This window comes from Flagellimonas ulvae (genome assembly GCF_049333175.1).
Lineage (GTDB): Bacteria > Bacteroidota > Bacteroidia > Flavobacteriales > Flavobacteriaceae > Flagellimonas.
Window position 1 is genome coordinate 4,006,944 of the sequence record NZ_CP186325.1, and the last position, 13,810, is coordinate 4,020,753.

The 13,810-nt window shown below is 40.4% G+C and carries 10 protein-coding genes and 5 tRNA genes; all 15 read left to right on the plus strand.

Going from position 1 to position 13,810, the window contains the following annotated elements:
• The first annotated feature begins 57 nt into the window (after positions 1 to 57).
• The 15 genes from hpf (at position 58) to rpoC (ending at position 13,651) form a co-directional block, all read left to right on the plus strand.
• A complete protein-coding gene (gene hpf, locus ACOKFD_RS18775; protein WP_106147908.1) occupies positions 58 to 360 on the plus strand; it encodes a ribosome hibernation-promoting factor, HPF/YfiA family in 303 nt (100 codons plus the stop codon).
• Between the two features lie 100 nt (positions 361 to 460).
• Positions 461 to 534 (plus strand) — tRNA-Thr (locus tag ACOKFD_RS18780).
• Between the two features lie 22 nt (positions 535 to 556).
• Positions 557 to 639 (plus strand) — tRNA-Tyr (locus ACOKFD_RS18785).
• A 78-nt stretch (positions 640 to 717) separates the two neighbouring features.
• A tRNA-Gly gene (locus ACOKFD_RS18790) sits at positions 718 to 790 on the plus strand.
• Between the two features lie 171 nt (positions 791 to 961).
• Positions 962 to 1,033: transfer RNA gene (locus ACOKFD_RS18795), tRNA-Thr, on the plus strand.
• Positions 1,034 to 1,081: 48 nt separating this feature from the next.
• Positions 1,082 to 2,269: an elongation factor Tu gene (tuf, locus tag ACOKFD_RS18800; RefSeq protein ID WP_299000900.1), complete on the plus strand. Its 1,188-nt coding sequence runs from the start codon at positions 1,082 to 1,084 to the stop codon at positions 2,267 to 2,269.
• A gap of 70 nt (positions 2,270 to 2,339) precedes the next feature.
• Positions 2,340 to 2,412, plus strand: a tRNA-Trp gene (locus ACOKFD_RS18805).
• Positions 2,413 to 2,434: 22 nt separating this feature from the next.
• The gene (gene secE, locus ACOKFD_RS18810; protein WP_422859300.1) at positions 2,435 to 2,623 is read left to right on the plus strand and encodes a preprotein translocase subunit SecE; all 189 of its coding nucleotides are present in this window, start codon (positions 2,435 to 2,437) and stop codon (positions 2,621 to 2,623) included.
• Between the two features lie 6 nt (positions 2,624 to 2,629).
• Positions 2,630 to 3,181, plus strand: a complete 552-nt coding sequence (gene nusG / locus ACOKFD_RS18815) for a transcription termination/antitermination protein NusG (protein ID WP_422859301.1) — start codon at positions 2,630 to 2,632, stop codon at positions 3,179 to 3,181.
• Between the two features lie 66 nt (positions 3,182 to 3,247).
• A complete protein-coding gene (gene rplK, locus ACOKFD_RS18820) occupies positions 3,248 to 3,685 on the plus strand; it encodes a 50S ribosomal protein L11 (protein ID WP_073181477.1) in 438 nt (145 codons plus the stop codon).
• Positions 3,686 to 3,703: 18 nt separating this feature from the next.
• Positions 3,704 to 4,393, plus strand: coding sequence for a 50S ribosomal protein L1 (gene rplA / locus ACOKFD_RS18825; RefSeq protein ID WP_299000907.1), 690 nt, complete (start codon positions 3,704 to 3,706; stop codon positions 4,391 to 4,393).
• Between the two features lie 25 nt (positions 4,394 to 4,418).
• On the plus strand, positions 4,419 to 4,934 hold the full coding sequence (gene rplJ, locus ACOKFD_RS18830) for a 50S ribosomal protein L10 (RefSeq protein ID WP_422859302.1): 516 nt from the start codon (positions 4,419 to 4,421) through the stop codon (positions 4,932 to 4,934).
• A gap of 53 nt (positions 4,935 to 4,987) precedes the next feature.
• Complete coding sequence (rplL, locus tag ACOKFD_RS18835) at positions 4,988 to 5,371, plus strand: 50S ribosomal protein L7/L12 (RefSeq protein WP_297915391.1); 384 nt, start codon at positions 4,988 to 4,990, stop codon at positions 5,369 to 5,371.
• Positions 5,372 to 5,498: 127 nt separating this feature from the next.
• Positions 5,499 to 9,308, plus strand: a complete 3,810-nt coding sequence (gene rpoB, locus ACOKFD_RS18840) for a DNA-directed RNA polymerase subunit beta (RefSeq protein ID WP_422859303.1) — start codon at positions 5,499 to 5,501, stop codon at positions 9,306 to 9,308.
• A 44-nt stretch (positions 9,309 to 9,352) separates the two neighbouring features.
• Complete coding sequence (rpoC, locus tag ACOKFD_RS18845) at positions 9,353 to 13,651, plus strand: DNA-directed RNA polymerase subunit beta' (RefSeq protein ID WP_422859304.1); 4,299 nt, start codon at positions 9,353 to 9,355, stop codon at positions 13,649 to 13,651.
• The last annotated feature ends 159 nt before the right edge of the window (positions 13,652 to 13,810 follow it).

Consider the following 13,810-nt stretch of genomic DNA (forward strand, 5'->3'; position numbering starts at 1 on the left):
ATCTTGTTGAAGTTTAACCTGTCTACCTCTATTGGTGGTCCTAAAAACAAAAACCATATGAAAGTAAATGCACAATCTGTAAATTTTGTGGCTGATGGAAAACTGATTGACTTCGTTCAAAAAAGAATGGATAAGTTAGATCAGTTTTATGATAAAGTGATTAGTTCTGATGTCTATTTGAAGGTGGATAACACCAGTGCAAAGGAGAATAAGATTGTGGAAATTAAATTGTTAGTGCCCAGAGATAAATTCATTGTAAAAAAACAATGTAAATCCTTTGAAGAAGCAGTTGATTCAGCCTGTAGTTCTTTGGAAAGACAACTAGTAAAAAAGAAGGAAAAATTAAGGGCCAAAGCGTGATTAAAATTTTTGAAAATTTATTTTGATTAAAAAAATAAATCTATACATTTGCAGTCCGTTAGAAATAGCGGACTTTTTTTATGGAAAAAAGGCTATAAATGCCGATGTAGCTCAGCTGGCTAGAGCAGCTGATTTGTAATCAGCAGGTCGTGGGTTCGAGTCCCTCCATCGGCTCGTAAGTTACTGAAAATAAGGCGGGGAGATACTCAAGCGGCCAACGAGGACAGACTGTAAATCTGTTGGTTTTCACCTTCGCAGGTTCGAATCCTGCTCTCCCCACAAGAAGTTGTTAATGAAACAACTTGAATGGAGAAGTTTTTTGAAATGTTGGAATTATTTTGGACAAGTTCCAAAAATGCGGGAGTAGCTCAGTTGGTAGAGCGTCAGCCTTCCAAGCTGAATGTCGCCGGTTCGAACCCGGTCTCCCGCTCTAAAGATGAATTTCAAACTCTGAATAGTAGAGTGAAAAATTTGTTCAGGGCAAAGTCAAGGGAAGCCTTGTCTCAAGCTCTTTAATAAGAGAATATTGTCATTCCTGTGAAGGCAGGAATCTCTTCCTTTTAAATAAGGAACTTTAAAGGTGGTTGATTCAACACTTTACGCCGGTGTAGCTCAGGGGTAGAGCGTTTCCTTGGTAAGGAAGAGGTCACGGGTTCAAATCCCGTCATTGGCTCGAAAACGATTTGTACACTAATATAAACTAAGATTAAAATTATTTAAAATGGCAAAGGAAACTTTTGATCGTTCCAAACCGCACTTAAATATTGGTACTATTGGACACGTAGATCATGGTAAAACAACATTGACTGCTGCTATTACCACTGTTTTGGCTAATGCTGGTTTGTCTGAACTTCGTAGCTTCGATTCTATTGATAATGCTCCGGAGGAAAAAGAAAGAGGTATTACTATTAATACATCTCACGTAGAATACCAGACTCAGAACCGTCACTATGCGCACGTTGACTGTCCTGGTCACGCGGATTACGTAAAAAACATGGTTACTGGTGCTGCTCAAATGGACGGTGCTATTTTGGTTGTTGCTGCAACTGATGGTCCTATGCCACAAACTCGCGAGCACATCCTTTTGGGTCGTCAGGTAGGTATTCCTCGTATCGTTGTTTTCTTGAACAAAGTGGATATGGTGGATGACGAAGAGCTATTAGAGCTTGTTGAAATGGAAGTAAGAGAATTGCTTTCTTTCTACGAGTATGATGGTGATAACGGTCCTGTTATATCTGGTTCTGCTTTAGGTGCCTTGAATGGTGAGCAAAAGTGGGTTGATACCGTAATGGAATTAATGGCTGCTGTGGATGAGTGGATTGAATTGCCAGAAAGAGACGTTGAGAAAGATTTCTTGATGCCTGTTGAGGATGTATTCACTATCACAGGTCGTGGAACAGTTGCAACTGGTCGTATCGAAACTGGTGTTGCCAACACAGGTGATGCGGTAGATATTATTGGTATGGGTGCTGAGAAATTAGCTTCTACAATTACTGGTGTTGAGATGTTCCGTAAGATTTTGGATAGAGGTGAAGCTGGAGATAACGTAGGTATCCTTTTGAGAGGTATTGAAAAATCCGATATCAAAAGAGGTATGGTAATCTGTAAGCCAGGTTCTGTTAAGCCCCACGCTAAATTCAAAGCTGAGGTTTATATCCTTAAAAAAGAAGAAGGTGGACGTCACACTCCATTCCATAACAACTACCGTCCTCAGTTCTACGTTCGTACAACTGACGTAACAGGAAACATTAACCTTCCTGATGGAGTTGAAATGGTTATGCCTGGTGATAACTTGACCATTACAGTTGATTTGATTCAGCCAATCGCATTGAGCGTTGGACTACGTTTTGCTATCCGTGAAGGTGGTAGAACTGTAGGAGCTGGTCAGGTTACTGAAATCCTAGATTAATTATAGTATAAAGTATATTGCACTAAAGGGTGTCCGTCTAAATGGCGGATACCTTTCAGTGTAAATATAAACGGGTGTAGCTCAGTTGGTAGAGCACTGGTCTCCAAAACCAGGTGTCGGGAGTTCGAGTCTCTCCTCCCGTGCTGAAAAAATACATTTTTTGTTATGTTGACATATGTAAGGGAATCTTTTGAGGAATTGAAAAATAACGTAACCTGGTTAAACAGGGAAAAAGCATCTAACCTAATGGTTGTTGTTGCTGTTTTTTCCATTCTTTTTGCTCTTGCAACATGGGGAGTGGATTCTTTGTTCAGCAAATTGATAACACTGTATTTTGATAAAGTAATAGGATAGTTCGTTATGTCAGAAGTTCTTGAGAAAAAATGGTATGTGGTACGAGCTGTCAGTGGCCAAGAGAATAAAATCAAAGGTTACATTGAGAGTGAAGTAGAGCGAAATGGTTTTGGTGATTACCTAGAGGATGTTTTAGTTCCTACTGAAAAAGTGATTCAAATCCGAAATGGAAAGAAAATCAATAAAGAAAGAGTTTACTTTCCTGGGTATATCATGATTAAAGCCAATCTTGGTGGTGAAATGGTTCATATCATTAAATCCATTACCAATGTAATAGGGTTTTTAGGAGAAACCAAAGGTGGTGATCCTGTACCATTGCGTAAATCTGAAGTGAATCGAATGCTAGGTAAGGTGGATGAGTTGGCTGTGAATACCGACAATGTGGCGATTCCATTCATTCTTGGCGAAACTGTAAAGGTTATTGATGGTCCTTTCAATGGCTTTAATGGAACTGTTGAGAAAATCAATGAAGAAAAGCGTAAGCTTGAGGTTATGGTAAAGATTTTCGGAAGAAAGACACCATTGGAACTCAGCTATATGCAAGTAGAAAAAATTTAATAGAGCTGTTACATATAAAAAGTTGTGTTGCTTCCAATTGACACACTTTCATTTTAATTAAAAACAATGGCAAAAGAAGTAGATAAGGTAGTTAAATTACAAGTTAGGGGAGGTGCTGCGAATCCATCGCCACCGGTTGGACCCGCCTTAGGTGCTGCTGGTGTTAACATTATGGAGTTCTGTAAGCAGTTTAATGCGCGTACACAGGACAAACCTGGTAAAGTTTTACCAGTTGTTATCACCGTTTACAAAGACAAATCTTTCGAGTTTGTTGTAAAAACACCACCCGCGGCAGTTCAATTGTTGGAAGCGGCTAAGATTAAAAAAGGATCTGGCGAACCTAACAGGGTTAAATCAGGTAGTGTATCCTGGGATCAGGTAAAAGCAATTGCTGAGGACAAAATGGTCGATTTAAATGCTTTTACAGTGGAATCTGCAATGAGTATGGTTGCAGGTACTGCTAGATCAATGGGACTTAAAGTAGCTGGTAAAAGACCTTTTTAAAATCTAAAGCAATTTATAATGGCAAGATTGACTAAAAAGCAAAAAGAAGCCCATGCCAAGATAGAGAAGAACAAACTCTATTCTTTGGAAGAGGCATCAGCTTTAATAAAAGAAATTACCAATGTAAAATTTGACGCTTCTGTTGATTTGGCGGTTCGTTTGGGTGTAGATCCAAGAAAAGCCAATCAAATGGTACGTGGTGTTGTAACACTTCCCCACGGAACAGGTAAGGAAGTTAAGGTTTTAGCTTTGGTGACCCCAGATAAAGAAGCAGAAGCTAAAGAGGCTGGCGCTGATTTTGTAGGGTTGGACGAATATTTGGATAAAATAAAAGGCGGATGGACCGATGTGGATGTTATCATCACCATGCCTAGTGTAATGGGTAAACTTGGACCCTTAGGTAGAATCTTGGGACCTAGAGGGTTGATGCCCAATCCAAAAACCGGAACTGTGACAATGGATGTAGCTAAAGCTGTAACCGATGTCAAAGGAGGTAAAATCGATTTTAAAGTGGATAAAACTGGAATTGTACACGCAGCTATAGGTAAATCATCTTTCTCCGCAGATAAAATTGCTGGAAACGCTAAAGAATTGATAGATACTTTGGTGAAGTTGAAGCCAGCTGCTGCTAAAGGGATTTATATGAAAAGTATTTACCTCTCTAGTACAATGAGTCCCAGTGTTCAATTAGATCCAAAAGCAGTTTAATAACTGGTAGCTCAATAATTTAATTATGACAAGAGAAGAAAAAGCAATCGTAATAGAGGACTTGACTGCACAGTTGGCCGATAATGCCAATATTTACTTGGCGGATATATCCGGTTTGGACGCCGTTGACACTTCTAACCTTAGAAGGGCATGTTTCAAGGCGAACATTAAGCTTGCAGTAGTGAAGAATACCTTGCTTGCAAAAGCAATGGAAGCTTCAGATAAGGAGTTTGGTGAACTTCCCGAAGTATTGAAGGGTAATACATCTTTGATGTTATCCGAAACTGGGAATGCACCGGCGAAACTTATCAAAAACTTTAGAAAGAAATCCGATAGACCTGTACTTAAAGGAGCCTTTATAGAAGAGGCTGTTTACGTAGGGGACGAAAACCTGGATGCACTTGTAAATATCAAGTCCAAAGAGGAAGTTATCGGGGATATCATAGGATTGTTACAATCCCCAGCCAAAAACGTTATTTCTGGTCTTAAGTCCGGAGGAGGTAAATTGGCAGGTATCCTTAAAACCCTTTCTGAAAAATAATTCGCGCACAATAACTAAGTATATTTTACAAATTTGATTAAACGATAGAAAAAATGGCAGATTTAAAAGATTTTGCAGAACAGTTGGTTAACCTAACCGTAAAAGAGGTAAACGAGTTGGCTGACATATTAAAAGAAGAGTACGGTATCGAGCCTGCTGCTGCTGCAGTTGCAGTTGCTGGAGGTGGTGCTGCCGCTGGTGGTGGTGAAGAAGCCGCTGAAGAAAAGTCAGAATTTGACGTAATCCTTAAGGCTCCAGGAGGTTCTAAACTAGCTGTAGTTAAGTTGGTTAAAGAACTTACAGGTCTTGGATTGAAAGATGCTAAAGAAATCGTTGACAGTGCTCCTAAAGCAGTGAAAGAAGGAGTTGCTAAAGACGAAGCAGAAGGTATCAAAAAATCTTTGGAAGAAGCAGGAGCAGAAGTTGAGCTTAAATAATAGCTTTTACCATATAAATTGGGTTAAGGTCTTTCCATAAAATGGTCAGACCTTAGCCTGTTTTTATAGCGATGTGTGATGGCACACATGACCCAATAGAGAATTCACTATCAAAATTTGTCCATTGATGTTCACAAATCATACTGAAAGAGTAAATTTCGCATCCGCTAAGAACATACCGAATTATCCGGATTTCTTGGACATTCAGATTAAGTCATTTCAAGACTTTTTTCAACTTGAGACCAAATCTGACGAGAGGGGAAATGAAGGGCTCTACAACACCTTCATGGAAAATTTTCCAATCACCGATACCAGAAACCAGTTTGTACTGGAATTCTTGGATTATTTCATAGATCCACCTAGATACTCCATCCAAGAATGTATCGAAAGAGGACTTACCTATAGCGTTCCTTTAAAGGCGCGTCTAAAATTGTATTGTACCGATCCGGAGCATGAGGATTTTGAAACTATAGTACAAGACGTTTACTTGGGTACAATACCTTATATGACACCTAGTGGCACCTTTGTTATCAATGGAGCTGAACGTGTTGTGGTCTCTCAGTTACACAGGTCTCCAGGGGTATTCTTCGGACAATCGTTCCATGCCAATGGAACTAAATTGTATTCAGCTAGGGTAATTCCTTTCAAAGGGTCTTGGATTGAATTTGCTACAGATATCAATGGAGTTATGTATGCCTACATTGATAGAAAGAAAAAATTACCTGTAACCACACTTTTCCGTGCTATTGGATTTGAACGTGACAAGGACATTTTGGAGATTTTTGACCTTTCTGAAGAAATCAAAGTATCCAAAGCAGGACTTAAAAAGGTGTTGGGCCGTAAATTGGCAGCAAGGGTATTGAACACATGGCACGAGGATTTTGTGGATGAAGATACAGGAGAAGTGGTTTCCATTGAAAGAAACGAAATCATCCTTGATCGTGATACTATTCTTGAGAAAGAGCATGTGGATGAAATTTTGGATGCTGACGTAAAGACTATTCTTCTACATAAAGAAAATAGTTCCCAGTCGGATTACGCCATTATTTATAACACGCTACAAAAAGACCCTACCAACTCTGAAAAAGAAGCCGTAGAGCACATATACAGACAATTGCGTAACGCAGAACCGCCTGATGAAGAAACCGCTCGCGGTATCATCGATAAGTTGTTCTTTTCGGACCAACGATACAATTTAGGTGAGGTAGGTCGTTACCGAATGAATAAGAAGTTACAATTGGATATTGGAATGGACAAGCAGGTCTTGACCAAAGAAGATATCATTACCATTATTAAATATTTGATTGAGTTGATCAACTCCAAAGCGGAGATTGATGATATCGATCACTTGTCAAACCGTCGCGTAAGAACCGTTGGAGAACAATTGTCTTCTCAGTTTGGAGTAGGTTTGGCACGTATGGCACGTACCATTCGTGAGCGTATGAATGTTCGTGATAATGAGGTCTTTACCCCAATTGATTTGATCAACGCGAAGACCTTGTCTTCGGTAATCAACTCATTCTTTGGTACCAATCAGTTGTCTCAGTTTATGGATCAAACCAATCCATTGGCAGAGATTACACATAAAAGAAGACTATCCGCTCTTGGACCTGGAGGTCTTTCCCGTGAAAGAGCAGGTTTTGAGGTTCGTGATGTACACTACACACACTACGGAAGACTTTGTCCAATTGAAACTCCTGAAGGACCAAACATTGGATTGATATCTTCCTTGGGTGTATTTGCCAAGGTGAACCCAATGGGCTTCTTGGAAACACCCTATAGAAAAGTAGATGACGGAAAGGTAAATACCAAAGAATTTACCTACTTGAGTGCAGAGGAAGAAGAAGGAATGAAAATAGCTCAGGCTAACATTCCAATGAAAGAGGACGGAACCATTGATTCAGAAAAAGTAATTGCTCGTGAAGAAGGTGATTTCCCAGTGGTTGATCCAAGTGAAGTAAATTATACGGACGTTGCGCCAAATCAAATTGCTTCCATTTCAGCTTCTTTAATTCCTTTCTTGGAACATGATGATGCGAACCGTGCTTTGATGGGGTCAAACATGATGCGTCAAGCGGTACCATTATTACGCCCTGATTCTCCAATTGTAGGTACTGGATTGGAAAGACAGGTTGCTACAGACTCTAGGGTTTTGATTAATGCTGAAGGTGACGGTGTAGTAGAATATGTCGATGCTCAGAAAATCACAATCAAATACTCAAGAAGCGAGCAGGAAAAACTGGTGAGTTTTGAAGAAGATTCCAAGACGTATAACTTGGTTAAATTCCGAAAAACAAATCAAGGTACCTCCATCAACTTGAAGCCTATCGTAAGAAAAGGGGACAAAGTGAAAAAAGGAGAGGTGCTTTGTGAAGGATATGCTACGCAAGCCGGAGAATTGGCTTTGGGTCGAAACATGAAGGTGGCCTTTATGCCTTGGAAGGGGTATAACTTTGAGGATGCCATCGTGATTTCTGAAAAAGTAGTTCGTGAAGATATCTTTACATCTATTCACATTGATGAATATGCATTGGAGGTTAGAGATACTAAACTAGGTGCTGAAGAATTGACCAATGATATTCCTAATGTATCCGAAGAGGCTACAAAAGACTTGGATGAATATGGTATGATTCGTATTGGTGCAGAAGTGAAGCCTGGAGATATTCTTATCGGTAAGATTACTCCAAAAGGTGAATCTGACCCAACTCCGGAAGAAAAATTACTTCGTGCCATATTTGGAGATAAAGCAGGAGATGTAAAAGATGCTTCCTTGAAAGCTTCACCATCATTACGTGGTGTGGTTATCGATAAGAAGTTGTTCTCTCGTTCCATTAAAGATAAGCGCAAGCGTTCTGAAGATAAAGAAGCCATTTCCCGATTGGAAATGGATTACGAAGTGAAATTCCAACAATTGAAAGATGTTTTGGTAGAAAAACTCTTTGGATTGATCAGCGGAAAAACTTCGCAAGGTGTAATGAACGATTTGGGAGAAGAAGTACTTCCAAAAGGAAAGAAATACACCATCAAAATGCTAAACTCTGTTGACGATTTTGCGCACTTGGTTAGCGGTAGTTGGACTACGGATGATGCTACAAATACTTTGGTGGCAGACTTGTTGCACAACTACAAAATCAAATTGAACGACATTCAAGGAAACTTGAGAAGGGACAAATTCACCATTTCAGTGGGGGATGAACTTCCAGCAGGAATCATGAAGTTGGCCAAGGTATATATCGCTAAAAAGCGTAAGCTTAAAGTAGGGGATAAGATGGCCGGTCGTCACGGTAATAAAGGTATCGTAGCCCGTATTGTACGTCAAGAAGATATGCCTTTCTTGGAAGACGGAACACCCGTGGATATCGTATTGAATCCACTTGGGGTACCTTCTCGTATGAACATTGGTCAAATTTACGAAACTGTATTGGGTTGGGCTGGCTTAAAGCTAGGTAGAAAGTATGGTACACCAATTTTTGATGGAGCCACACTTGACCAAATCAATGCATTGACCGACGAGGCAGGTGTACCACGTTTTGGACACACCCATCTCTATGACGGTGGAACAGGACAACGTTTTGATCAAGCAGCAACTGTAGGAGTTATCTACATGTTGAAACTAGGTCACATGGTAGACGATAAAATGCACGCCAGGTCTATAGGACCATACTCATTGATTACGCAACAACCTTTGGGTGGTAAAGCCCAGTTTGGTGGTCAGCGATTTGGTGAGATGGAGGTATGGGCATTGGAAGCCTATGGTGCTTCTTCCACATTGCGTGAAATCCTTACTGTAAAGTCGGATGACGTTATCGGAAGAGCCAAGACCTATGAGTCCATCGTAAAAGGTGAGACTATGCCAGAACCTGGATTGCCAGAATCTTTCAACGTATTGATGCACGAACTTAAAGGTTTGGGCTTGGATATCCGTTTGGAAGAGTAGAATTAACAAAATAGCATTTTAATCATAATTATCGCAATAGCATTATGGCTAGATTAAAAGATAACAACGCACCAAAAAGGTTTGATAAAATTTCCATCGGATTGGCTTCTCCAGAGTCAATTTTGGCAGAATCCCGGGGGGAAGTATTAAAACCTGAGACCATTAACTATAGAACGCACAAGCCAGAGCGTGATGGATTGTTCTGTGAGCGTATTTTTGGTCCTGTAAAGGATTACGAATGTGCCTGTGGAAAGTATAAAAGAATCCGTTACCGTGGTATTGTTTGTGACCGTTGTGGTGTTGAAGTAACCGAGAAAAAGGTGCGTAGGGACCGTGTTGGGCATATCAACCTTGTGGTGCCTGTGGCGCACATCTGGTATTTCCGTTCGCTTCCCAACAAAATAGGATACCTTTTAGGTTTACCTTCCAAGAAGTTGGATATGATCATATACTACGAAAGATATGTGGTCATCCAGCCGGGTATTGCCAAAGGTCCAGAAGGTGAGGAAATCAATAAAATGGATTTCTTGACCGAAGAAGAGTACTTAAATATCTTGGAATCCATTCCAACCGAAAATCAATATTTAGAGGACACTGACCCTAACAAATTCATTGCGAAAATGGGTGCTGAGTGTTTGATTGATTTGTTGGGTAGAATTGATTTGGAGCAACTGTCATACGAGTTGAGGCACAAGGCCAACACAGAAACTTCCAAGCAACGTAAAACTGAGGCATTAAAGCGTCTGCAGGTTGTGGAAGCCTTCCGTGAGTCCCAAGGAAACCGTGAGAATCTTCCAGAGTGGATGATCATGAAGGTGGTTCCGGTTATTCCACCGGAATTACGTCCATTGGTTCCTTTGGATGGTGGTCGTTTTGCCACTTCGGATTTGAACGATTTATACCGTAGGGTAATTATTCGTAACAACCGTTTGAAGCGATTGATGGAAATCAAAGCTCCAGAAGTAATCCTTCGTAACGAAAAAAGGATGCTTCAAGAAGCTGTGGATTCCCTTTTCGACAATACAAGAAAAGCATCTGCGGTAAAAACAGAATCGAATAGACCATTAAAATCCCTTTCGGATTCCTTGAAAGGTAAACAAGGTCGTTTCCGTCAAAACTTGCTCGGTAAGCGTGTGGATTATTCAGCACGTTCCGTAATTGTTGTTGGACCGGAAATGAAATTGTACGAATGTGGTCTTCCTAAAGATATGGCTGCCGAACTGTACAAGCCTTTTGTTATCCGTAAGTTGATAGAAAGAGGAATCGTAAAGACGGTAAAATCAGCCAAAAAGATAATAGATAAGAAAGAGCCCGTAGTTTGGGATATCTTGGAAAATGTGCTTAAAGGACACCCAGTTCTATTGAACCGGGCCCCCACATTGCACCGTTTGGGAATCCAGGCATTCCAACCTAAACTTATTGAAGGTAAAGCAATTCGTTTGCACCCATTGGCATGTACCGCATTTAACGCGGATTTCGATGGGGATCAAATGGCAGTTCACCTTCCATTGGGACCAGAGGCTATTTTGGAAGCACAACTATTGATGTTGGCATCCCAGAATATCTTGAACCCGGCTAACGGTTCACCGATTACCGTTCCATCACAGGATATGGTATTGGGTCTGTACTATATGACCAAAGAAAGAAAGTCTACACCTGAGGTACCTATCAAAGGTGAAGGATTGACTTTTTATTCTGATGAAGAGGTGGTTATTGCCTTCAATGAAGGTAAAGTGGACTTGAACGCAAGTATCAAGGTACGGGTTAAGGATTTCAATGCTGAAGGAGAGTTGGTTCCTCAAATTATTGAGACTACAACAGGTAGAGTATTGTTCAACAGTGTTGTTCCAGAACAAGCTGGATACATTAACCAAGTTCTTAATAAGAAAGCCCTTCGAAATATTATTGGTGATATTTTGGCGGTAACAGATGTTCCGGCTACTGCTGATTTCTTGGATAAAATAAAGACTATGGGATATGAATTCGCCTTCAAAGGTGGATTGTCCTTCAGTTTAGGAGATATTATTATTCCAGCAGAGAAGCATGAAATGATCGCTGATGCCAACGGACAAGTCGATGGTATCATGATGAACTATAACATGGGTCTTATCACCAACAACGAACGTTACAATCAGGTGATTGATGTTTGGACTTCAACCAATGCTATGTTAACCGAATTGGCCATGAAGCGAATTCGTGAAGATCAGCAAGGATTCAACTCGGTATATATGATGTTGGATTCTGGTGCAAGGGGTTCCAAAGAGCAGATTCGTCAGCTGACCGGTATGCGTGGATTGATGGCAAAACCGAAAAAATCAACTGCTGGTGGTGGTGAGATTATTGAAAACCCGATTCTTTCCAACTTTAAGGAAGGACTATCGATTTTGGAATACTTTATCTCTACCCACGGTGCACGTAAAGGTTTGGCGGATACCGCTTTGAAAACTGCGGATGCGGGATACTTGACACGTCGTTTGGTAGATGTTTCACAAGACGTTATCATCAACATTGAAGATTGTGGTACGCTACGTGGTATTGAGGTTGAGGCCTTAAAGAAGAATGAAGAAGTAGTGGAAACTCTAGGTGAGAGAATCCTAGGTCGAGTTTCCCTACACGATGTATACAATCCGTTGACTGAAGAATTATTACTTTCTGCGGGTCAAGAGATTTCAGAAGCCGATGTTAAGCGGGTAAATGCCGCTCCAATTGAGAAAATTGAAGTACGTTCTGCATTGACTTGTGAGGCTCCAAAAGGAATTTGTGCCAAATGTTACGGTAGAAACCTAGCGACCAATAAAATGGTGCAGCGAGGTGAAGCTGTTGGTGTGGTAGCAGCCCAATCCATTGGGGAACCTGGAACACAGTTGACCTTGAGAACGTTCCACGTTGGAGGTATTGCAGGTAACATCTCTGAGGATAACAAATTGGAAGCTAAGTTTGAAGGTGTTGCTGAAATTGAAGATTTGAGAACTGTTGTTGGTGAAAACAGCGATGGAGAAAAGGCCAATATCGTTATTTCCCGTACATCAGAAATCAAAATAGTGGATACCAACACGGGCATTACTTTGAGTACGAATAACATACCTTATGGTTCCCAGTTGTTCGTTAAGAACGGGGCTAAGATTAAAAGTGGTGATGTTATTTGTCAATGGGATCCATATAATGGTGTTATCGTATCTGAGTTTACAGGACAAATTGCTTACGAAAATATTGAGCAAGGCGTTACGTATCAGGTAGAGATAGATGAGCAGACTGGTTTCCAGGAAAAAGTAATTTCTGAATCTAGGAACAAGAAATTGATTCCAACCCTTTTGATTAAAGACGGTAAAGGAGAAACATTACGTTCCTACAACTTACCCGTTGGATCGCATATCATGGTGAATGACGGGGATAAAATCAAAGAAGGAAAGATTCTTGTGAAGATTCCACGTAAATCTGCCAAGGCAGGGGACATTACAGGTGGTCTTCCAAGGGTGACCGAGCTTTTCGAAGCACGTAACCCTTCAAACCCAGCTGTAGTTTCTGAGATTGATGGTGTGGTTTCCTTCGGAAAAATCAAAAGAGGTAATCGTGAGATTATCATCGAATCTAAAACAGGCGAAATCAAAAAGTACTTGGTTAAGCTTTCCAACCAGATTTTGGTTCAGGAGAATGACTATGTACGTGCTGGTATGCCATTGTCTGACGGATCTATTACTCCGGAGGATATTTTGGCTATCAAAGGACCATCTGCGGTACAGCAGTACTTGGTGAACGAAGTACAGGAAGTATATCGTTTACAAGGTGTGAAAATCAATGACAAGCACTTTGAAGTAGTAGTACGTCAAATGATGCGTAAAGTACGAATTGAAGATTCAGGAGATACTACTTTCTTGGAGAACCAATTGGTACACAAAGACGATTTCATTCGTGAAAACGATGAGATATTCGGTAAGAAAGTCATTGAAGATGCAGGAGAATCCGAAAACTTAAAAGCAGGTCAAATTGTTACTGCTCGTGAATTAAGAGATGAAAATTCCATTTTACGAAGAGAGGACAAAAACTTGGTTACAGCCCGGGATGCAGTAGCAGCTACAGCAACTCCTATATTACAAGGAATCACGCGTGCTTCATTGCAGACCAAGTCCTTTATCTCTGCAGCTTCTTTCCAAGAAACAACCAAAGTGTTGAACGAAGCTGCCGTTAATGGTAAAGTGGATTCTTTGGAAGGATTGAAAGAGAATGTAATTGTTGGACATAAAATTCCAGCAGGTACCGGTATGAGGGATTATGATAGCATCATTGTTGGCTCTAAAGAAGAGTACGATGAAATCATGGCCCGCAAAGAGGAATTCAAATTCTAAATCTATACAAACCCTGGCCAATCGGTCAGGGTTTTCTTTTTATAGTATAGCTAGTTAAAAAAAAAGATGAGGACTTCATAGAAATAGCTGTAAATCAAGAGAAAGTGCGTTTTGCAAAGCAAAAAAGAGCATGAAATGTATGATTTATCAGTGATTTTG

Coding starts and splice junctions, on each gene's coding strand:
- hpf (WP_106147908.1), top strand. CDS start 58: ATGAAAGTAAATGCACAATCTGTAAATTTTGTGGCTGATGGAAAACTG.
- tuf (WP_299000900.1), top strand. CDS start 1,082: ATGGCAAAGGAAACTTTTGATCGTTCCAAACCGCACTTAAATATTGGT.
- secE (WP_422859300.1), top strand. CDS start 2,435: ATGTTGACATATGTAAGGGAATCTTTTGAGGAATTGAAAAATAACGTA.
- nusG (WP_422859301.1), top strand. CDS start 2,630: ATGTCAGAAGTTCTTGAGAAAAAATGGTATGTGGTACGAGCTGTCAGT.
- rplK (WP_073181477.1), top strand. CDS start 3,248: ATGGCAAAAGAAGTAGATAAGGTAGTTAAATTACAAGTTAGGGGAGGT.
- rplA (WP_299000907.1), top strand. CDS start 3,704: ATGGCAAGATTGACTAAAAAGCAAAAAGAAGCCCATGCCAAGATAGAG.
- rplJ (WP_422859302.1), top strand. CDS start 4,419: ATGACAAGAGAAGAAAAAGCAATCGTAATAGAGGACTTGACTGCACAG.
- rplL (WP_297915391.1), top strand. CDS start 4,988: ATGGCAGATTTAAAAGATTTTGCAGAACAGTTGGTTAACCTAACCGTA.
- rpoB (WP_422859303.1), top strand. CDS start 5,499: ATGTTCACAAATCATACTGAAAGAGTAAATTTCGCATCCGCTAAGAAC.
- rpoC (WP_422859304.1), top strand. CDS start 9,353: ATGGCTAGATTAAAAGATAACAACGCACCAAAAAGGTTTGATAAAATT.